This is a genomic window from Litorivivens sp. (assembly GCF_041624475.1).
Lineage (GTDB): Bacteria > Pseudomonadota > Gammaproteobacteria > Pseudomonadales > Spongiibacteraceae > Litorivivens.
In genome coordinates, this window is sequence record NZ_JBFJUX010000005.1 from 80,261 (window position 1) to 102,027 (window position 21,767).

Annotated in this window: 16 protein-coding genes; 6 read left to right on the forward strand and 10 right to left on the reverse strand. The window is 58.6% G+C overall.

Going from position 1 to position 21,767, the window contains the following annotated elements; all coding sequences use genetic code 11:
- Positions 1 to 72: 72 nt before the first annotated feature.
- The 9 genes from ABY734_RS07860 to ABY734_RS07900 all read right to left on the reverse strand — a co-directional run bounded on the left by ABY734_RS07860 (position 73) and on the right by ABY734_RS07900 (position 12,761).
- A complete protein-coding gene (locus ABY734_RS07860) occupies positions 73 to 1,491 on the reverse strand; it encodes an FAD-dependent oxidoreductase (RefSeq protein WP_372778423.1) in 1,419 nt (472 codons plus the stop codon).
- A gap of 28 nt (positions 1,492 to 1,519) precedes the next feature.
- Positions 1,520 to 5,965 (reverse strand): glutamate synthase large subunit, encoded by a 4,446-nt coding sequence (gene gltB / locus ABY734_RS07865; protein WP_372778424.1) that lies wholly within the window; start codon positions 5,963 to 5,965, stop codon positions 1,520 to 1,522.
- A 194-nt stretch (positions 5,966 to 6,159) separates the two neighbouring features.
- Positions 6,160 to 7,233 carry a 3-dehydroquinate synthase gene (gene aroB, locus ABY734_RS07870; RefSeq protein ID WP_372778425.1) on the reverse strand — a complete coding sequence of 358 codons (1,074 nt, stop codon included), beginning with the start codon at positions 7,231 to 7,233 and terminating at the stop codon, positions 6,160 to 6,162.
- A 50-nt stretch (positions 7,234 to 7,283) separates the two neighbouring features.
- Positions 7,284 to 7,790 carry a shikimate kinase AroK gene (gene aroK, locus ABY734_RS07875; protein ID WP_372778426.1) on the reverse strand — a complete coding sequence of 169 codons (507 nt, stop codon included), beginning with the start codon at positions 7,788 to 7,790 and terminating at the stop codon, positions 7,284 to 7,286.
- A 12-nt stretch (positions 7,791 to 7,802) separates the two neighbouring features.
- The gene (gene pilQ, locus ABY734_RS07880) at positions 7,803 to 9,956 is read right to left on the reverse strand and encodes a type IV pilus secretin PilQ (RefSeq protein ID WP_372778427.1); all 2,154 of its coding nucleotides are present in this window, start codon (positions 9,954 to 9,956) and stop codon (positions 7,803 to 7,805) included.
- A gap of 15 nt (positions 9,957 to 9,971) precedes the next feature.
- Positions 9,972 to 10,505 carry a pilus assembly protein PilP gene (locus tag ABY734_RS07885; RefSeq protein ID WP_372778428.1) on the reverse strand — a complete coding sequence of 178 codons (534 nt, stop codon included), beginning with the start codon at positions 10,503 to 10,505 and terminating at the stop codon, positions 9,972 to 9,974.
- A complete protein-coding gene (locus tag ABY734_RS07890; RefSeq protein WP_372778429.1) occupies positions 10,502 to 11,119 on the reverse strand; it encodes a type 4a pilus biogenesis protein PilO in 618 nt (205 codons plus the stop codon). Before ABY734_RS07890 ends, ABY734_RS07885 begins: the two co-directional genes overlap by 4 nt.
- A 2-nt stretch (positions 11,120 to 11,121) precedes the next feature.
- Positions 11,122 to 11,694, reverse strand: coding sequence for a PilN domain-containing protein (locus ABY734_RS07895; protein ID WP_372778430.1), 573 nt, complete (start codon positions 11,692 to 11,694; stop codon positions 11,122 to 11,124).
- Positions 11,694 to 12,761, reverse strand: a complete 1,068-nt coding sequence (locus ABY734_RS07900; RefSeq protein WP_372778431.1) for a pilus assembly protein PilM — start codon at positions 12,759 to 12,761, stop codon at positions 11,694 to 11,696. The genes ABY734_RS07895 and ABY734_RS07900 overlap by 1 nt, the downstream gene beginning before the upstream one ends.
- Positions 12,762 to 12,933: 172 nt before the next feature.
- Between ABY734_RS07900 and ABY734_RS07905 the strand changes: the two genes are divergently transcribed.
- Entirely contained in the window at positions 12,934 to 15,408 is a 2,475-nt protein-coding gene (locus ABY734_RS07905) for a penicillin-binding protein 1A (protein WP_372778432.1), read from the forward strand.
- A 15-nt stretch (positions 15,409 to 15,423) separates the two neighbouring features.
- On the opposite strand, the gene radA is transcribed toward ABY734_RS07905, so the two are convergent.
- On the reverse strand, positions 15,424 to 16,788 hold the full coding sequence (gene radA / locus ABY734_RS07910; RefSeq protein WP_372778433.1) for a DNA repair protein RadA: 1,365 nt from the start codon (positions 16,786 to 16,788) through the stop codon (positions 15,424 to 15,426).
- 123 nt (positions 16,789 to 16,911) lie between these two features.
- Here radA and ABY734_RS07915 point away from each other — a divergent pair, with 123 nt between their 5' ends.
- The 5 genes from ABY734_RS07915 (at position 16,912) to ubiB (ending at position 21,697) form a co-directional block, all read left to right on the forward strand.
- Positions 16,912 to 18,036, forward strand: coding sequence for a DnaT-like ssDNA-binding domain-containing protein (locus ABY734_RS07915; RefSeq protein ID WP_372778434.1), 1,125 nt, complete (start codon positions 16,912 to 16,914; stop codon positions 18,034 to 18,036).
- Positions 17,933 to 18,613, forward strand: coding sequence for a replication protein P (locus ABY734_RS07920; protein WP_372778435.1), 681 nt, complete (start codon positions 17,933 to 17,935; stop codon positions 18,611 to 18,613). The genes ABY734_RS07915 and ABY734_RS07920 overlap by 104 nt, the downstream gene beginning before the upstream one ends.
- A gap of 100 nt (positions 18,614 to 18,713) precedes the next feature.
- On the forward strand, positions 18,714 to 19,463 hold the full coding sequence (gene ubiE, locus ABY734_RS07925) for a bifunctional demethylmenaquinone methyltransferase/2-methoxy-6-polyprenyl-1,4-benzoquinol methylase UbiE (RefSeq protein ID WP_372778436.1): 750 nt from the start codon (positions 18,714 to 18,716) through the stop codon (positions 19,461 to 19,463).
- Complete coding sequence (locus ABY734_RS07930; protein ID WP_372778437.1) at positions 19,460 to 20,083, forward strand: SCP2 domain-containing protein; 624 nt, start codon at positions 19,460 to 19,462, stop codon at positions 20,081 to 20,083. Before ubiE ends, ABY734_RS07930 begins: the two co-directional genes overlap by 4 nt.
- A gap of 6 nt (positions 20,084 to 20,089) precedes the next feature.
- On the forward strand, positions 20,090 to 21,697 hold the full coding sequence (ubiB, locus tag ABY734_RS07935) for a ubiquinone biosynthesis regulatory protein kinase UbiB (protein WP_372778438.1): 1,608 nt from the start codon (positions 20,090 to 20,092) through the stop codon (positions 21,695 to 21,697).
- Positions 21,698 to 21,767: the final 70 nt, after the last annotated feature.

The following is a 21,767-nucleotide window of genomic DNA, read 5'->3' on the forward strand; positions in this document are numbered from 1 at the left end:
CGCTCCGCCTGCAGATTTGGATGGGAGTTGGAGAGCGTCAGACGTCTGTCCTCAGACGTCTGACGAAAAGGCTTAAACCTTCAGGTAATCCAGGATGCCTTCGGCAGCCTGACGCCCTTCCCAGATCGCGGTCACGACCAAATCAGAACCGCGCACCATATCGCCGCCAGCAAAGACTTTGTCGTTCGTGGTCTGGAACTTGTAGGCCTGCTCTTCCGGGGCGACAACGCCCTCCCAGTCATTCAGATCAATACTGAAATCACCAAACCAGCTCGGCGGGCTCGGGCGGAAACCAAAAGCAATCAATACCAGATCGGCTGGGATAATCTCTTCGCTGCCGGGAATTTCTTCAGGACGACGGCGGCCGTTTTCATCGGGCTCACCCAAACGGGTTGTCACGACTTTAACGCCCTCCACCTTGTCACTTCCGACAATCGCAACGGGCTGACGGTTGTAGAGAAACTGCACGCCCTCTTCCTTGGCGTTGGCCACTTCACGGCGTGAGCCAGGCATGTTTTCTTCGTCGCGGCGGTAAGCGCAAACCACGCTCTCCGCCCCTTGACGGATAGAGGTACGGTTACAGTCCATTGCGGTATCACCACCACCCAGCACAACCACTCGTTGCCCTCTCACATCAATGAAATCAGCCGCGTCTTTTTCCCAGCCCTGATTGCGATTCACGTTGGAGACCAGGAAGGGCAAGGCGTCATAGACACCCGGCAGGTCTTCGCCGCTGAAGCCACCCTTCATGGAGGTGTAGGTACCCATGCCCAGAAAAACGGCGTCATATTCGTCCATCAACTCCTGAGCAGTGATGTCTTTGCCCACTTCCGTGTTCAGGCGGAATTCAATTCCCATTTCCTCAAACACCTGACGGCGACGGGACATGACGGATTTTTCCAGCTTGAACTCGGGAATGCCGAAGGTCAGCAGGCCACCGATTTCCGGGTATTTGTCGAAGACCACCGGTTTTACCCCGGCACGCACCAGCACATCGGCGCAACCGAGGCCCGCCGGGCCAGCGCCGATAACCGCGACTTTTTTGTCGGTCCAGACCCGCTCGGACAGATCCGGACGCCAGCCCATGGCCAGCGCGGTGTCGGCGATATACTTCTCAGTGGAGCCGATGGTCACCGCACCAAAACCGTCATTAAGGGTACAGGCGCCTTCACAGAGACGATCCTGCGGGCACACCCGGCCGCAGACTTCCGGCAGGGTATTGGTCTGGTGTGCCAGCTCGGCCGCCTCAAACAGGTTGCCCTCGCTGACCAGCTTCAGCCAGTTGGGAATGTAATTGTGTACCGGGCACTTCCATTCACAGTAAGGGTTACCACAGGCCAGACAGCGGTCTGCCTGCGAGGCAACCTGCTGCTCGCGGTAGGGCTCGTAAATTTCGACAAACTCAGCCTTGCGGACATCGATGGCTTTCTTGTCCGGATCTGCGCGACCGACATCGATAAACTGGAAATTGTTACTCTGACGTTCCGTCATAAAATTACCTCAATCCTCTCCGCTCAACTTATTCCGGGCGCTGGCGGGTGCTGGCCAGCAGGGCGCCCAGACTGGCCGCCTTGGGTTTCACCATCCAGAATTTGGCAATGTAGTCGGAGAAGTTCTCCAGAAGTTCTGCACCCCAGGCAGAGCCGGTTTCGGCTACAAATTCCTGGATATTGGCGCGCAGATGCGAGCGATAAGCCTCCATCGACTCGGATGTAATCCGGCAGATTTCCACCAGCTCGCTGTTGTAACGATCGACAAAACGATGTTCAAGATCGAGCACATAGGCGAAACCGCCGGTCATACCGGCACCGAAGTTAACCCCGGTCGGGCCGAGTACGGTGATGTTGCCGCCGGTCATGTATTCGCAGCAATGGTCACCCGTACCTTCGACAACCGCATGGGCGCCCGAGTTTCGCACGCCAAAGCGCTCACCGGCGCGACCGCTGGCAAACAGGCGGCCACCCGTGGCACCGTAGAGGCAGGTGTTGCCGATAATCGCGGTATCCTGGGACGCAAAGCGGCTGCCCTTGGGCGGATAGATCACCAGTTTGCCGCCGGCCATGCCCTTGCCGACGTAGTCGTTGGCGTCGCCTTCCAGGTACATATTCAGGCCGCCCGCATTCCACACCCCAAAGCTCTGGCCACTGGTACCGGTCAGGCGCAGGGTAATGGGCGCATCATTCATGCCGTCATTGCCGTAGCGTTTGGCGATCTCGCCGGACAAACGCGCACCAATCGAGCGATCGCAGTTGGTGACGGTGAATTCAAACTCACCGCCGCGCTTGTTTTCAATTGCATCGATGGTCGCCGCCACCATGGCCTCGGCTTTCTCACCCTTGTCAAAGGGCGCATTGAGGGCCACCTGGCAGAACTCGGGCTGCCCTTCGGCTTCAGCGTCTTTATGCAGAATCGGCGACAGGTCGAGCTTACCGTGTTTTTCAGTAGCGCCGGCGTGCTGCTCCAGCAAATCAGTGCGGCCAATCAGTTCATCTATGGTGCGAATACCGAGGCTGGCCATCAGCTCGCGGGTTTCCATGGCCATAAAGGTAAAGAAGTTGACCACCATGTCGACGGTGCCGATAAAGTGCTCGTCGCGCAGACGTCCATCCTGGGTAGCTACCCCGGTGGCGCAGTTGTTCAGGTGACAGATACGCAGGTATTTACAACCCAGCGCCACCATCGGCGTGGTACCAAAGCCAAAGCTTTCGGCGCCGAGAATAGCCGCTTTCACCACGTCCAGACCGGTCTTCAGGCCACCGTCGGTCTGCACCCGCACCATACCGCGCAGACCATTGCCGCGCAGGGTCTGCTGGGCTTCGGCAAGTCCGAGCTCCCAGGGCGAACCGGCGTAACGAATGGAGGTAATCGGGCTGGCGGCGGTACCGCCGTCGTAACCGGAAATGGTGATCAGGTCCGCATAGGCCTTGGCCACACCGGCCGCAATCGTGCCGACGCCAGGCTCGGAGACCAGTTTCACGGACACCAGCGCATCCGGATTGACCTGCTTCAGGTCAAAGATCAGCTGGGCCAGATCCTCAATCGAATAGATATCGTGGTGCGGCGGCGGCGAAATCAGCGTAACACCCGGCACCGAATAACGCAGACGCGCGATCAGTTCATTGACCTTGCCGCCGGGCAGCTGACCGCCCTCGCCGGGCTTGGCGCCCTGTGCCACCTTGATCTGCAGCACCTCGGCATTCACCAGATAGTGCGGAGTAACACCAAAGCGGCCCGAAGCAACCTGCTTGATCTTGGAGTTGCGCTCGGTACCGTAGCGGGCAGGATCTTCACCTCCCTCACCGGAATTTGAACGACCCCCGAGACGGTTCATGGCTGTCGCCAGTGCCTCGTGAGCCTCTGGGCTCAGCGCGCCCAGCGACATCCCGGCCGAATCAAAACGCGGCAGGATATTTTCGATCGGTTCAACTTCATCCAGCGGAATCGGCTTCGCATCTTTCAGTTTCAGCAGGTCGCGCAGTGTCGCCACCGGGCGCTCGTTGACCAGTTTGCTGTAACTCTTCCAGCGGGTGTAGTCGCCGGTTTGCACCGCATCCTGCAGCCCTTTAACCACATCCGGGTTAAAGCTGTGGAATTCCTGACCGTGGACAAACTTCAGCTGACCACCGGGACTGATCGGCTTGCGCGGAATCCAGGCGACGGTAGCCAGTGCTTCCTGATCTTTCTGCAGCTCGGCAAAGTTCGGCCCTTTGATCCGACTGGCGGTGCCGCGGAAGCAGCGCTCAACCACCTCGTCGTCGAGACCGATAATTTCAAACAGCTGGGCGCCGCGATAGGACGCGATGGTGGAAATCCCCATTTTCGAGAGGATTTTCATCAAGCCCTTGTTGATGCCTTTGCGATAAGCGGTGTGGCACTCGTTGGTGTCGCCCACCAGCTCACCCGTGCGCAGCATGTCGTTAATGACACTGAAGGCCATATAGGGGTAGACCGCGGTTGCACCATAACCAAACAGGCAGGCCAGCTGATGCGAGTCGCGGGCGCTGCCGGACTCCACCACAATATTGGCGTCACAGCGCAAGCCTTGCTTGATCAGGTGATGGTGAACCGCACCGGTCGCCATCAGCGAGTGAATCGCCAGCAGGCCGGGCTCGATGCCCCGATCACTCAACAGCAGCAGGGTTTTGCCATTGTTAACCGCAGCTACCGCCTGCTCGCACAGATTGTCTATCGCGCTGCGCAGATCAGTGATCGCTGGATCGTAGGTCAGATCAAGACGCGCCACCGCAAAATTCGGGTTGTTCAATTCCAGCAGTCGCTGGAACTTGTCTGGAGACAGTACCGGGCTCGACAGAATCAGGCGCTCGGCGTGATCGGCGGTCTCTTCAAAAATATTCTTTTCCCGACCGAGGCAGGTTTCCAGACTCATAACGATCGCCTCGCGCAGCGGGTCGATCGGCGGGTTAGTCACCTGGGCAAATTTCTGCCGGAAATAGTCGTACAACGGGCGCTCCTGCCGGGACAGCACCGCCATGGGCGTGTCGTCCCCCATGGAACCGACCGCTTCATTGCCGGACTCCGCCAGCGGGCTCAGTACCTGCTCTCGCTCCTCAAAGCTGACCTGGAAGTACTTCTGGAAGGCCTTGAGCTGCTCCTTGCCCACCAAGTCGGGCACCAGCGAGGTGGACAGAGTCGACTCCATACGAGTGGCGTGTTCTTTCAGCCATTTTTTGTAGGGCTGCTGGGTTTTCAACTGGGCGTCGACATCCGGAGTGTGCATCACCTCGCCGGTTTCGGTATCCACCACCAGAATCTGGCCGGGGCCAACACGCCCTTTGGCAATCACGTCTTCCGGTTTGTAATTGTAGGTCCCAATCTCCGAGGCCAGCGTAATAAAGCCGTCAGTGGTCGTAACCCAGCGCGCCGGACGCAGACCGTTGCGGTCCAGCATACACACCGCGTAGCGACCGTCGGTCAGTACAATACCGGCCGGCCCGTCCCAGGGCTCCATGTGCATGGAGTTGTATTCGTAGAAAGCCTTCAGGTCGGCATCCATATGCTCCATGTTCTGCCAGGCCGGCGGCACCAGCATGCGCACGGCGCGGAACAGGGGCATGCCGCCGGCTACCAGCAACTCCAGCATGTTATCGAGGCTGGAGGAGTCTGAGCCGGTGCGATTGACCAGCGGCGCAATGCTCTCAATATCAGGCAGCAACGGGCTGGAGAATTTGGCCGAACGCGCCTCAGCCCAGTTGCGGTTACCCTCAATGGTATTGATCTCACCGTTGTGCGCCAGCATGCGGAAGGGCTGGGCCAGCGGCCAACGCGGCGCCGTATTGGTGGAGAAGCGCTGGTGGAAAACACAAATTGCTGTTTCCAGACGCGCATCACCCAGGTCAGGGTAAAACTTGGGCAGGTCCACGGGCATCATCAGGCCCTTGTAGGACAGGACCGATGAGGACAGGCTGCAGATGTAGAAATCCGGGTCGTTTTGCAGGGCATTTTCAACTCGACGACGCACCACGTAGAGTTTGGTGGCCAGATTCTTGTCGCTGCTCGCATCACTGTTGATAAAAACCTGCTCAATGCGCGGCAGGCTGGCAATGGCGATTTCACCGCACACGGAGGGGTCGTGTGGCACTTCGCGCCAACCCACGCACTCCAGGCCTTGCTCCACCAGAGCATCAACCACAGCGGTGCGCGCCGCTTCCGCCTTGGCGGCGTCCTTGCTCAGGAAAATCTGGCCAATGCCGTAGACATTGTTGAGTTCGACTGAAAAAGTTTCCCGGGCGAGTGTGCGCAGAAAGCTGTCAGGCTTTTTCAGCAACAGACCGCAACCATCACCGGTTTTGCCATCGGCCGCGATACCCCCGCGATGCGTCATGCACGTCAGGGATTCAATGGCCGTCTGCAACAACTTGTGGCTCGGCTCGCCTTGCATGTGGGCAATAAGGCCGAAACCACAGTTATCACGCACGTCCTCAGGTCTGTACAGGCCTGTACTCATAAATCGACTCTCGTAAAAAACTCAGAAAATCAGAAAGATAGCTAGCAATTCTGCGCCCCGGCAAACCCAGTCGCCGGAAAAAAGGAGGGACATTCTACACGGCTGGCGCAGAAGCGACAAATTAGCCGGCGGAATAGCCAGAATAACACAGGTTTTTTGCTTTACAAACAGTCACTTATAAAGCAGCACCGGTTTCAGCGCAGGGCCTCAATGGCACCGACAACCTGCGCCTGGTCGACCTCATCGGTAACGATGGCCTCACCCAGTCGACGCAACAGCACCAGTCGCAAACGGCCATCCAGCACTTTCTTGTCCCTGGCCATCAGACCCAGGAATTGCTCGGCGCTCATATCGGCCGGGGGCTTGAGTGGCAACTGGGCACGTTTGAGCAGGCCCGCCAGGCGTTCTACTTCTTCCTCGGCAATCCAGCCCAAATCTGCCGACAGGCGCGCCGCCATCAGCATGCCCGTTGCTACCGCTTCGCCGTGGAGCCAGCGGCCATAGCCGGTGGCGGTTTCAATGGCATGGCCGAAGGTGTGGCCCAGGTTCAAAATGGCCCGGCGGCCACCTTCGCGCTCATCTTCCGCCACAACCCGGGCCTTGTTCTCACAGGAACGCAATATGGCCTCAGCCAGCAGCTCCGTGTCACGGGCCAGCAGGCCGTCCCAGTTTGCTTCAAGCCAGTTATAAAAAGGCAGGTCCGCAATCAGCCCGTACTTCAGCACCTCAGCCAGCCCGGCCGCAAACTCTCGCGCCGGCAGGGTCGCCAGGGTGTTGGTGTCGATAATGACGCATTCGGGCTGGTAGAACGCGCCGATCATATTCTTGCCGAGAGCGTGGTTCACCCCGGTCTTGCCCCCGACCGAGGAATCCACCATCGACAGCAGGGTTGTCGGCAACTGAATAAAGGGCACCCCGCGCTGGTAGCAGGCAGCGGCAAAGCCCGTCATATCACCAACCACCCCGCCACCAAGGGCTATCAGCGTGGTTTTGCGGGTGTGATTGTCTTCCAGAAGCCGGTCAAAAATCTGATTCAGCGTCGACAGGGTTTTGTGCTCTTCGCCATCCGGCAGGGTTACCACACTGACCCGTTTACCATCCAGCCGCGCCAGAACTCTCTCCAGATAGAGCGGCGCAATGGTCTCATTGGTGACCACGCAGGCCTGATTCCCTGCAATAAAAGCCGGCCAGTCGTTTTCAGCCAGCAAGGCAGGGGCGATACGGATGGGGTAGCTGCGCTCACCCAGATCGAGAGTCAATTCACGCATGAAAGATTTCTGGTGTGGAAAAGGCGCTATTGTAGCGTTTTCGAGCTAGCTCAGGCCAGTTGCCGGCGGATTTCATTTGCGACCGCGCGCGGACTGCGGCCGTCGGTATTAACGATGATATCAGCCACGTCCCGGTAGAGCGGGTCGCGAATCGCCATCAATTCTTCCAGCACTTTGCGCGGATTGGCATTCTGCAGCAAGGGCCGTTTCTTGTCCTTGGCAGTGCGCCGCACCTGCTCATCGACTGAGGCATAGAGGTAAACCACCATGCCGCGAGCCATCAGCTCGCGATTTTCTGCGCGGCCAACCACCCCGCCTCCGGTAGAGACGAGCACGCCGTCGAGCTGCGACAGGGCTTCGATCATGGCCGTTTCCCGATCGCGAAAACCGGCCTCGCCTTCCTTGTCGAAAATCCAGGGAATATCGACGCCGCTGCGCTCTTCTATCTCACGGTCGGCGTCACGAAAGTCCAGCTGCAGATCGTCGGCCAGCAGCCGACCAATGGTGCTCTTGCCAGCCCCCATCGGGCCGACAAGGAACACGCGAGGATGCTTCATAAGCTATAACGTTTACTCAACCAGGGTATCAGCCAGAATCCGCGGAGTAATGAAGATCAGCAGCTCCGATTTGTCCTGATCAACCGTGCTGCGGCGGAAAAGGCGGCCAATGTACGGCAGATCGCCAAAGAAGGGAACCTTGGTTACAGATTCGATATCCGTGGTCTCATAAACACCGCCCAACACTACGGTCTGGCCATTGCCAACCAGCACCTTGGTTTTCAGCTCGGTGGTATCGATAGTTGGCACCTGACCGCCGAGGCCGGTGGCAATAACCAGCTGACCTACGGTGTCCTGATTGATCAGTAGGTCCAGCAGAATGCGGTCGTCCGGGGTAATAATCGGCGTCACATCCAGGCTCAACACCGCCTCTTTAAAGGCAATCGTAGTTTCACCGTTAGCTGAAGACTCGGGATAAGGAATTTCAGTACCCGCCTTGATAATCGCCGGCTCCTTGTCACCGGTAATGACTTTCGGCTGGGAGACAATTTCACCGCGCCCCTTCGATTCCAGCGCCGACAGCTCCAGATTGAGGAAGTGATCGTCCTCAATAAAACCGAGGGCAAAGGAGCCCGCCGCACCGGCAACCCCGAGGTCGGAAATCATACCCGGGATAACTTCAAAAGAATTTGAACCAGAATTGGCGGCATCGATCAGATTACTGGTGGTTGCATTGTTATCCTCAATCGTTGCGTTTGCAGAGATAACATTGCCCGCGCTGTTCACGTCATAGTAGGCACCACCCCAGCGCACACCCAGACTCTTGTCGAAGTCCGTGCTGGCTCGAACAATCCGCGCCTCAATCTGCACCTGGCGGATCGGCACGTCGATCTGCTTGATCAGACGGCGAATTTCATCGAGTTTTTCTGCGGTTTCGGTAATCAGCAGGGAGTTGGTACGCGACTCCAGCACCACCCGGCCGCGCTCGGACAGAATGTCCTCACCCTCATTATCGTTGTTACCACCACGACCGCCCCTGCCTGAACGCTCAAACAGCCCCATCAGGTCCTTGGCATCGGCGTAGCGAATACGAACAAACTCACTGCGCAGGGGCGACAGCTCCCGCACCTGTTTCTGGGCTTCGATTTCCTGGCGCTCGCGCTCGGCGATCTCTGCCGCCGGCGCCACCATCAGCACATTGCCGACCAGGCGCTTGTCCAGGCCCTTGGTTTTCAGCACCAGTTCCAGCGCCTGATCCCAAGGCACATTTTTCAGGCGCAGGGTAATGTTGCCCGACACGGTGTCACTGGCAACCAGGTTAAGTTCGGTAAAATCTGCGATCAACTGCAGCACCGCGCGCACTTCGATATCCTGAAAGTTCAGCGACAGCTTCTCGCCGACGTAGGCAAACTCCTTGCGCCGCTCTTCCACTTCTTCGGAGGTCAGGGGCTTAACGCTGACGACGTACTGGTTGTCCGTCTGGTAGGCCAGATAGTCGTAATCGCCACTGGATTTGAGTTCAAAGCGGGCGCCGCGATTGGTGCTCTGGGCATCAACAACCTGAACCGGTGTGGCAAAGTCGCCCACATCGTAGCGGCGACGTAGCTTTTCAGGCAGAGCTACATCATTAAACTCGACAAAGATCTTGGAGCCCTGCTCGTAGACATTAATATCGGCCTTGGGGTCTTTAAGGCTCATGACCAACATGCCTTCGCCATTGGCGCCGCGCTTGAAATCCATATCCTTGATCTGGTTGCCGCGAGCCGTTTCGACCTCAGGCTTCGCACTGGAAATCTGCTGCAGCGTGCCACCGGCATCCTTCAGGTATTCCGTCGCCACCGAGCCGACTTCTACCACCAGGTCATTACCTTCCACGCGCGTGAGGTAGGGCACCAGCTCAATCAGATTGAGTACCAACCGCGTGCGGTCACCGCCCTCCAGCACAATGGCGCTGCTGGCATTGCCGTAGGACAAGGGGTATTTCTTCTGCGACAGCGAACTGCTTACACCCGGCAAGTCGAGCGCGATACGCGCCGGCTTCTCAATGGTGTAGCCCTTGGGCTCTGGCGGTGCAGAATCAAAGCTTAGACGGGCCTCAAATCGACCACCCTGCAGGGCAGAGAACTGGATATCCTTGAGTTCGCTGGCAAACAGGGGATGAGTGAAGATCGCGCAAGCCGCCCAAAGCAGATACCGCTGAAATTTATTTGGCTTAAAGGTATTCATGACTTCTCCACTCGCTTAGCCGTCACTCGTTTTTATTTCCAGGGTTCGCGGTCTTTCGATCCAGCCGTCGCCACCATCCGAAACAATTTCAATAATCAACACACTGGTTTCCGTCGACTCAACCACCCGACCGTGATTTCGGCCCAGGAAGTTACCGCGACGCACCCGGTGCACGCTGTTTTCGCTGTCTTTGATCAGGGCCCAACGCACGCCATCCAATTCCAGCGAGCCTACCATCCGCAGCGAGTCCAGGCTGAACTGCTCCAGAAACTCCTGCTTGCGGTTGAAATCAGGCTTCACCGCCGTATTGCCGGAAAGCCGCGCCACCTGCTTCGCCTCGACCGGCTTGATAAATGGACTGCGCATCCCCGACGCACTGTAGTTAAAGGCCTTGTAGGCCTTGAACGGCGGGATCGGCGGAATCTGTGGTACCGGTCGGGACTTAACCTCGGCCATATAGGCGTCGATATCCTCGTAGGAGGCATTACCGCCGCAACCCACCACCAGCAGGCTTGTCATCAGGACCGGGATCAGTGTCTTTGTCTTCATCCATCGACCTCCGGATCACGGTAGCGGTAGGTCTTCGCCGTAATCGACATATTCAGGTCAATGCCGCCTTTGGCTCCGCCAATCTTGAAATCATGCAGGGTCACGATCCGCGGCAAGCCGGCAATACCGCTGACGAAGGCCGCCAGATCGTGATAAGGGCCCTTCACCTGGATGCTGATAGGCAGCTCCACATAAAACTCCTTGCGAACTTCCGGCTGCAGTTTAATCGAGGTAATTTCCAGACCATTGGATACCCCTTCTTCGGTGATATCTTCCAGCAGCCCCGGCACTTCGGTATCGGTCGGCAGTTGACTGAGAAGGGCACCAAAGGTTTCCTCCATTTCAATCATCTGCTTGCGGTAAGCCGCCAGATTGGCCGCCTTGAAGGCCTTGCGCTTGAATTCCTCGCGCAGCTCCTGCTCCTTGGCAGTAACCTTTTCCAGCTCTAGGCGCAGCGGCTCAATCAGCTGAAAATAGCCGCCAACCAAAACAGCAATAAAGACCACAACCCAGACGATGCTCTTGACCAGAATCGGCCAGGTGCCAACGGACTGCAGATCAATATTGTTAATATCGAAATCTTTAAGTTCTTTAAGCGCGTCCTGAAATGCCACGACTATTTCTCCTTCGCCGCTGCGGCTTCAGCGTCCGGGGACGTGATCTTGAAGGACAGCTGGAACTCGCTGCCCTGTTCACCAAAATCAGGCGCGGCTTTTACCGACGTAAGATTCGGATCTTTAAACCACAGGGAGCTGTCCAGTTTGCGCATCAGGCTCGATACCCGGTTGTTGGACTCCGCTTTGCCGGAGACTTTTATATTCTCTCCGCTTCGGGTCATATCCAGAAAGTAGGCCCCGTCCGGCATGGTGCGCACAGCCTCGTCGAAGATCCGAACAATCACCGGGCGCTTGCCCTGCAAGCCCTGGATGATTTCCATCCGCTCCAGCAGTTCGGCGCGGCGTTTTTCCAGTTCACGAATTTCCGCCACCTGCCGATTCAATTCGGCAATATGCTGCTGCAGGTAATTATTGCGGCCATTCTGGTGCTCAATCAGAGCAGACACGTAGCGGTCACCCAGAAAAACAATCAGGGCACCAAACACCGCCATGCCCGCCAGAATCACCAGGAACTGCTTCTGCAGTGCCGCGCGGCGCTCTTCACGCCAGGGGAGGAGGTTGATTCTTGCCATCAGTCAAAGCTCCTCAATGCCAGGCCGCAGGCAATCATCATTGCCGGAGCATCTGCGTTCAACGCCAGTACATCCACTCCCGGTGCCACCTCCATATTAGCAAAGGGGTTGGCGACCACGGCCGAGGTACCCAATTCGTTGGCCACCTGATCCGCCAGGCCGCTGGTAGACGCAACACCGCCGGCGAGAACCACGAGGTCAACCATGTTGTACTGGCTGGCGGAGAAAAAGAATTGCAGTGCGCGATTGACCTGCTGCACCACGGCCTCGCGAAACGGCAGCAACACTTCATCTTCGTAGTCGTCGGCGATACCGCCTTCTTTTTTTGCCAGCCCGGCTTCTTCGTAGGTCACACCGTAGCGGCGCTGAATTTCTTCGGTCAGCTGTCGGCCGCCAAACAGCTGCTCGCGGGTATAAATCGTTTCGCCATCGACGATCACACTCAAGGTAGTGACCGTAGCGCCAATATCGATAATGGCCACCACCGAGTTTTCGTTCAGCTCAAACTGTTCGGCAATCAGGGAAAAAGTGCGCTCCATGGCGAAAGCTTCGATATCCACCACCTTCGCCTCAAGATCCGCCAGTTCCAGCGCCTCAACCCGGGAATCAATATTTTCCTGCCTGGAGGCCGCCAGCAGCACTTCCATCATCGCCTCGTTGCGCTCCGAGGGACCCAGGATTTCAAAGTCCAGTGCAACCTCTTCCAGCGGGTAGGGAATGTACTGATCCGCTTCCATAGTGATCTGGGATTCCATCACATCTTCGCCCATATCAGCGGGCATCTCGATCACCTTGGTAATCACCGCAGCGCCCGACACCGCTACCGCCGCATTCTTCTGTTTGGAGCGCGAACGGGTATGCGCCAGCCGCAGACTTTCAGCCACCACCTCGGTGTCGGCGATATTCTTTTCGACCACCGCATTCTGGGGGAGAGCCGCCACAGCGAAACTCTCTACCCGGTAACGGCCGTCATTGAGGCTCAGTTCCAGCACCTTCACAGCGCTGGAACTGATGTCCACTCCAACTACCGGGCTGGGTCGCCAGCCGCCAAACAGTTCTTTTAACACCAGAGATTTCCTATCTGCATCCGAGACTTAGAACACACTTTTTATAATTAGATTAAATACCAGAGTACCCAATTTCGCAAATAGTTATAATGATTATTGGGTAGACCGCGTCTCATTTCGCTAACATAGGCGCCGATTCGCGAACCGAGCATCACCAAACACTAGGGCCAGAATGTCAAAAATTATTGTGCTACGGCGAGTACTTACGCACCTATTACTGGTACTCGCAGCCGGTGCGATTGCCGGTTTTGCCGCTATTTTCATCTATCTCACCCCAAAACTGCCGGATGTCGACACTTTGCGCGATATCCGCCTCCAGACCCCCCTGCGCATCTACAGCCGGGACCAGAAGCTGATAGGCGAATTTGGCGAGAAAAAGAGAACACCGCTGGACTTCGAGGACATTCCACCACTTTTTATAAAGGCCTTCCTCGCTGCCGAAGATGACCGCTTTTACGAGCATCATGGCGTAGATATCGGTGGCTTGCTGCGAGCGGCGTCACAATTGATTGTCAGCGGCGAAATCCAGACTGGCGGCAGCACCATCACCATGCAGGTGGCGAAAAACTACTTCCTGACCCAGGAGCGTACCTTCTCCCGCAAGTTCAACGAGATTTTTCTGGCGATTAAAATCGAGCGGGCCCTGAACAAGCAGGAAATCCTGGAACTCTACCTGAACAAAATCTTTCTCGGCAACCACGCCTATGGCATTGAGGCGGCCGCCGGGGTCTATTACGACAAGCATGTGGGCGAACTGACCCTGGCCCAGATGGCCATGATTGCCGGCCTGCCCAAGGCTCCCTCTGCCTACAACCCGTTGGTGAACGCGAGCCGGGCGAAGTCGCGCCGCGACTGGATTCTGGCGCGCATGCTGCACCTCGGTTATATCGACGAGGAAGCCTACAAAACCGCGCGTCTGAGTGAAATCTCGGCCAGCTACTACGGCAGCAAACTGCAGGCCGAGGCCGCCTACGTTTCGGAAATGATCCGCCGCGACATGATTCGCCGATTTGGCGCCGACGCCTACACTGAAGGCTATCGCGCCTACGCCACTATCGACAGCGAGCTGCAGAACACAGCCAATCAGGCCGTCATCAACGGCGTTACCGAATACGACCGCCGCCACGGCTATCGCGGCCCGGAACAGCACTGGCAGCTGACATCGCCGCTTGATCGCGATCACTGGCAGTCAGAGCTAAGGCGTCTCGGCAGTGTCGGTCGCTGGGAACCGGCACTGGTGCTGAAGGTTGAAGACCAGAGCGTTACCTGCCTGATGCGCGACGGCACCGAAATCGAGCTTTTATGGGAAGACGGTCTGGCAGAGGCACGCCCCTATATCAACGAGGACAGCCGTGGCGACGCGCCAGAAACCGCAGCTGATATCCTCAAGCGCGGCGATGTGATCCGCGTGGCTGCCGAACCCGGTAAACGCTGGCAGCTGTCACAGCTGCCAGCGGTGCAGGCATCGCTCGTCTCGATGGACGCCGATACCGGCGCCATTCTAAGTCTGGTGGGCGGCTTCGACTATCAGCACAGCAGCTTTAACCGGGTAACCCAGGCCAATCGCCAACCCGGCTCCAATTTCAAGCCCTTTGTTTATGCCGCCGCGCTGGAGAATGGCGCCACGCCGGCCACAGTGATCAATGACGCGCCAATTGTGTTTGACGATCAGGCCCTGGAAAGCACCTGGCGGCCGACCAACGACAGCGGCAAGTTCTACGGCCCGACCCGCCTGCGCAAGGCCCTATACAACTCGCGCAACCTGGTTTCCATTCGCCTGCTGCGCTCTACCGGCATCGCCAAAACCATCGACTACGTTACCCGCTTTGGCTTTCGCGAGTCGCAATTGCCTCGCGACCTGTCTTTAGCGCTGGGCAGTCTTTCCGCGACCCCACTGGACGTGGTGACCGGCTATACCGCCTTTGCCAATGGCGGCTACCGGGTCAAACCCTTTGTGCTGGAGCGGATTGAAGATCGGGACGGCAATATTCTTTATCAGGCCGAGCATCCGGTCGTCTGCCGCCCCTGCGAAGAAGAAGTTGCCCTCGGGCCGGACCAGATTCACATCGGCGATGAAGAACCCTTCTTTGAAGAAGCGAGTAATCTCGAAGCGATTCTCATGGAGGCCGAAGGTCCCCAGCACCCCAATGCCGAGCGCATTGTCGAGGAGCGCGTGGCCTATATCATGGACAGCATTCTCAAGGATGTTATTCGGTACGGCACCGGGCGTCGGGCGCGCAAGCTGGGGCGTAGCGATCTGGCCGGCAAAACCGGCACCACCAACGGCCCCACGGACGCCTGGTTCTCCGGCTATGGCGCAGGTGTCGCCACCACCGCCTGGGTGGGTTTTGACAACAACCAGAACCTGGGCAAACGGGAATACGGTGGCTCGACCGCCCTGCCCATCTGGATCGACTACATGCAGGTGGCACTGAAAGGCAAACCCGAGCAAGCCATGAAGCAACCTGCGGGCATTGCCACCGTGCGCATAGACCCCGATACCGGCAAGCAGGCCGCACCGGGGCAGAGCAACGCCATCTTTGAGATTTTTCGAGCGGAGAATGTACCGGACACGGAAACCAGCGAATCGCCTGGCTACACCCCCGGTAACGGGGCCAGTGACAACAGCCTGGAAGAAATCTTCTAAACGCTGTTTACAAATTTAAAGGGCTTCCAGCGCCTGCGCCAGGGTATCGACGGCCACCACCTCCATACCCTCCAGCGCCTTGCGCGGTCGATTGCCGCTGGGCACGATGGCCCGTTTGAAGCCGTGCTTGGCCGCTTCCTGCAGTCGCTCCTGACCACTGGGCACCGGGCGAATCTCGCCGGATAGCCCAACCTCACCGAACACCACCAGATCCTCGGCCAACGGCCGGTCGCGGAAACTGGAAACGATGGCCGACAGCAGCGCCAGATCGGCACTGGTTTCCAACACCTTGACGCCGCCCACCACATTCACAAAGACATCCTGATCCCCTACCTGCAGACCGCCGTGGCGGTGCAATACCGCGAGCAGCATGGCCAGCCGGTTCTGCTCCAGCCCCACTGCCACCCGGCGCGGATTACCCAGCGAGCTGCCGTCTACCAAGGCCTGAATTTCCACCAGCAGCGGACGCGTACCTTCCCACACCACCATCACCACACTGCCGGAAGCCGGCTCACTCTGGCGATTGAGAAAGATCGCCGAAGGGTTTTTGACCTCCTTCAGGCCCAGCTCGGTCATGGCGAACACACCCAGCTCATTCACCGCCCCGAAGCGGTTCTTCTGGCCGCGCAGGGTTCTAAAGCGGGTGTCACTGCTGCCCTCCAGCATGATCGAACAATCGATCATATGCTCCAGCACTTTGGGGCCGGCTAGTGAGCCTTCCTTGGTGACATGACCCACCAGCAGCACAATGGTATTACTCTGTTTGGCGAAACGGGTAAGCGCCGCCGCGCATTCACGCACCTGCGATACACTGCCCGGCGCCGAGGTCACGCCATCACTGTGCAGCACCTGCACCGAATCGACCACCATCACCTGCGGCCTCTGCCGCGCCGCATGATTCAAGATGGACTCCAGCTGGGTTTCCGACAAGAGCTGCAATTTATCTGCTTTCAGCTCCAGGCGCTTGGCCCGCATCGCCACCTGTTGCAGGGATTCCTCACCCGTCACATAGAGCGCCGGAACCGACTGCGCCAGTTTACAGAGCGTCTGTAGCAGCAGTGTGCTTTTGCCCGCCCCCGGATGACCGCCAATCAACACTGCAGAGCCCGGCACCAGACCACCACCCAGCACCCGGTCGAACTCCGACGAGCCGCTGTGAATACGCGGCAGATCTTCCAGATTGATGGAGTCGAGGGTCTGCACCTCGGTCGCAGCAGCACCTGCATAGCCTACCGCCCGCGCCGGCGCTTTGCCGGAAGCCGGCCCCAGCTTGAACTCGCTGAGGGTATTCCACTCCCCACAATCGTGGCATTGGCCCTGCCACTTGCTGTATTCGCTGCCGCACTCATTGCAGACAAAGGCGCTTTTCTGTTTTGCCATGTTTTTCCCTATAACCATCCATACCAGCGGGTCTTTGCAGACTCCAGTCAAATCCCGCTTGGCCCTGGCGCAAGCCTGGCCGTACAATAGCCGGCTCACTTCCCACATTATCAGCCGTCCACTGTGATTGAACGCCCGCTTATTGTCTCGCCCACCCTCGCCGCCACGCTTGGCCTGCACGAAGCCATTGTGTTGCAACTGCTGACGGAATGGGCGCAACTGCACGGCGGCGAAGAAAGCTGGCAGCTTATCGATAAAGCCCAGCTGCAACAATTGCTGCCGTTCTGGGAGCAAGCAGAAATCGAGAAAATTCTGTTGCAGCTGCAGTCGCAGGGCGTACTGTCGCTGGGCAGTGCGCTTAACAGCAATGTGCGCAATATTCGCTTCAGTCTCAACGCCGGTCAGCCGGGCAAGTCAGAGCCCGCTCCGGCACGCACTGCCGAGCCGGCGCCGCCAACCAGAGCAGCGGGATTCAACAGCCACGACGGCGGCGCCCGCCCCATCGACAGCGACTGGCGCCCAGACCGGGAAAGCATCAATTATCTGACCCAATTCCACGGTATCGAGCCCGCTTTTATCGAGGCGCTGGTGCCCGAATTTATCAGCCACTGGCGCGAAAAAGGCAACGCCCGCGCCTCCTGGAACAGCACCTTTACCCAGCATGTAGCCAAGCGCTGGAAAAAGCATCAGTACGACCAGCAGGAGCTCGCCCAGACCGCTCCTATCGCTCCGGACTGGCAACCCAGTCACGACGCGCTGGAAATCCTGGAGCGCGCCGACATTGATCGCAGTTTTATCGAAGACGCGGTACCGGAGTTCGTGCTCTACTGGCGCGAGAGCGGCCACCGCGACCGCCGCTGGAATACGAGATTCATCGAACATGTGCGCCGCCAGTGGGCGCACTACACCAATGCCATTGAATTCGATACCGAGCCACGCCAGATTCCGGCCAACTGGCAGCCCGACGAGGCCGTGTTCGATATTCTGCGCATGGCCAACATCGACCACGACTTTGCCCGCCAGCTGTTGCCCGAATTCCGCCTCTACTGGCAAGATAGTCGCCAGTTGCAGCGCTCATGGAACAGCAAATTTCTGCAGCACGTGAAATACCAGTGGGCGCAGCGCCATCGAATGGGAGACAACAATGCGGGACAGCAAAACGCTGACGGAAAGCCTCAGTCGGAAGCTGAAAAGCTCTTCCACAAACTCACCGACCGCAGCTGGGCCAGCGGGCTCAGAGGCAAGTGACGCTGAACAGCCGATCACCGACGCCCATATCGATGCCATCAACCAACTTTTTACCGAGCTGGAGCTGGCCTACCACAACCAGTTTCACAAGGCCTTTCCCGGCGACAAAACCAATGTCGCGAAACAGCTTTGGCTGCACAGCTTGCTCGACCTGAGCCCGGAAGAAATTTTGCGCGGCGGTCGCCGCAGCATCAAGGAAAGCGCCTACCTGCCGACCCTGCACACCATTCGAGAGATGAGCCGCCCCAGCCTGAAGGAGTTCGGCCTGCCCGACGTGCACAGCGCCTATCTGGAGGCCTGTCGCGCACCCTCACCCAAAGCCGCTTATGAGTGGAGCCATCCGGCGGTGTATCACGCCGGGCGCGCCGCCGACTGGTATTTTCTGGCCAACAACCCGGAGCGCAGCGCCTTTCCGGTGTTTCGCGAACACTACCAGCGGCTCTGTCAGCAGGTGATCGACGGCGAGGAACTGACCCAACCTGACACGCCTGCTCTGCCGCAGGAGCACAGCACTCCCCTGTCGCTGGAAGAGCGCCGGGAAAAACTGCGGGAACTGCGCCGCGAGCTCGATCTCTAGCCTCGGCCCCTGTTGTCGCAACAGCGAACGTTATACATAGGCACCCGGCGAGGCTACAATAACGCCCCGAAAAACACTCAATTGAATCGCTGGATGGCCCATGGCAGAGGACAACAAGACCCACTTCGGATTTCGCTCGGTAGACCCCACGGAAAAAGCCGGGCTGGTAGCCGGCGTCTTTCACTCCGTCGCCGCCCGCTACGATCTGATGAACGATCTGATGTCCGGCGGTATTCACCGGGTCTGGAAACGCTTCACCATTGAGCTGTCCGGCGTGCGCCGGGGCCATCGTGTTCTGGATATTGCCGGCGGTACCGGCGATCTGGCGGCCAAGTTCAGCCGCATTGTCGGCGACACCGGTGAAGTCGTACTGGCCGACATCAACAGCTCCATGCTGGAAGTGGGCCGCGAAAAACTGACCGACAAAGGCATCGTCGGCAATATGCGCTACGTTCAGGCCAACGCCGAATGCCTGCCCTTTCCCGACAATCACTTTGACTGCCTGACCATCGCCTTTGGCCTGCGCAACGTGACCGACAAGGATGCGGCTCTGCGCTCCATGTACCGGGTATTAAAACCAGGCGGTCGCTGCCTGGTACTGGAGTTTTCCAAGCCCACCAGCGAGGTCATCAGCAAACTCTACGACCAGTATTCTTTCTCGGTGTTGCCGCGCATGGGACAGCTCGTCGCCGGCGACAGCGAAAGCTATCGCTATCTGGCGGAAAGCATCCGCATGCACCCGGATCAGGAAACCCTGAAAGGCATGATGGATGAGGCCGGCTTCGTCAACACCAGTTACTACAACATGACCGGCGGTATTGTCGCCCTGCACCGGGGCATCAAGGCATGAAACTGCCCACCCCGGCCCTCGCCGCGCTGGAAAGCCTGATCAATCGCTCGCTCGACCTCGATCAGGCCACTCGCGAGCGACTGCGGCCGCTGCACGGCAAAAGCTTTACCCTGAATTGCACCAGCCCGGCCTTCTCCCTGACCCTGTGCATCGGCGAGCCCATCTTGCTGGTAGAAGAAAGTACGGCACCCGCCACAACCACCCTTACCGGTAGCTGGGACGAATTCAGCAAAATTGCGCTCGCCGATGACCCGGCCGCCGCCCTGATCAACGGCAATGTGCGGGTCGACGGCGATACCGCCCGGGTTGTTGAGCTTCGGGAAATCCTGAGCCAGCTGGATATTGATTGGGAAGCGCCCCTTGCCCGCCTGATTGGCGACGTTGCCGCCCACCAGATTGGCCGCACCCTGCGCCAGGGTGGCCGCTGGGCCGCGCAGGCGCTGGGGGCGTTTCGACGCCAGGCCACGGAGTTTGTGCGCGAAGAAAGCCAATGGGTGCCGCATCCGATTCAGGTAGAAGATTTTTACCGCGATCTCGAAGACCTGACCCTGCGCACCGACCGCCTCGACGCGAAACTGCGACAGTTGCGCCAACGCCTGCAACCCGAAGCCACTGAGTAACGCCCCTTGTTTGGACTCCGACGCCTGCTCACCATTCTCTCAATCGCGGTACGCTTTCGCCTCGACCAATTGATCGACACCAGTCGCCTGCCTACCTGGCTGTGCCTTCTGTTGCGTTTCGGCCCCTGGCGTCTGATGCCAGCTCCCAATGCCAGCCGCGGTGAGCGCCTGCGCCTCGCGCTGGAGGCACTGGGCCCCGTGTTTATCAAATTTGGCCAGCAGCTTTCCACCCGCCGCGACCTGCTACCCGAAGATATCGCCGAGGAACTGGCCAAACTGCAGGATCAGGTGCCGCCCTTTGACAACGAGCAGGCCCGGGAAATTATCGAAACCGCCCTCGGCAAACCGGTGGCCGAACTGTTCGCTCGCTTTGACACCGAGCCTCTGGCCTCGGCCTCCGTCGCCCAGGTTCACGGTGCCCAGCTGAAAGACGGTCGCGAGGTTGTGGTCAAGGTCATCCGCCCCGGCATTCAGCGCACCATCGAAAAAGACATCCTGCTGCTCTACACCATCGCTCGACTGGTGCATAACTATGTGCCCGATGGTCGCCGGCTGCGTCCGCTGGAAGTGGTCGAAGACTACGAACTGACCATTCTCGACGAACTGGACCTGCAACGCGAAGGCGCCAACACCTCTCAGCTGCGACGCAACTTCGCTGAGTCGGAACTGCTCTATGTGCCCGAGGTTTACTGGGACTACACCCGCCGCACAGTGCTGGTGATGGAGCGCATCGAAGGCATCCCGGTCACCGATGTCGGCGCCCTCAACGCCCAGAATACCGACATGAAAAAGCTTGCCGAGCGCGGTGTCGAGATCTTTTTTACCCAGGTCTTCCGCGACAGTTTCTTTCACGCCGACATGCACCCCGGCAACATCTTCGTGTCGCGCAAACACCCGGAATCACCCCAGTATATTGCCATCGACTGCGCCATCATCGGCAGCCTCAGTGATTCCGACCAGTATTATCTGGCTCGCAACCTGCTTGCCATCTTCCAGCGCAACTACCGCGACGTGGCCGAGTTGCATATCGAATGTGGCTGGGTACCGCCCAACACCCGGGTGCATGAATTCGAGTCAGCCATTCGCAGTGTCTGCGAGCCGGTATTTGAAAAACCGCTGGCAGAAATCTCCTTTGGCCAGCTGCTCGTCTACCTGTTCTCCACCGCGCGCCGTTTCGATATGGAAGTGCAGCCCTCACTGGTGCTGCTGCAGAAAACCCTGCTCAATATCGAAGGGCTCGGCCGCCAGCTTTACCCGGAGCTCAACCTCTGGGATACCGCCAAACCCTTTCTCGAACACTGGCTGCGCGACCGCTACTCGCCCCAGAGCATGCTCAAGCGGGTAAGCCACCGCCTGCCGGGCTGGCTGGAGCAGCTGCCCAACCTGCCGGAGCAGCTGCTGGAAGGGCCGCGCCCGGTATTTGAACCGCGCAGCAACAGCGCTGACATTGAGCGGCTGGAGCGGCGCCTCGACCAGGAAAAACACAATCAGCGCTGGCGCGTCACCGGGCTGGTACTGCTCGGCGCAGCAATCGCGCAACCGGCCCTGGCCGGCCTGCCACCCCTGTCGCTGGCACTCGGCGCCGCCGGCCTGTTGATACTGTGCCTGAAGTAGCGCCACGGCAGCACCACAAGTAGTGTCCGCAGGCCCTGGCGTGTCATAATGCGCTGACAGTGAAGGTGAA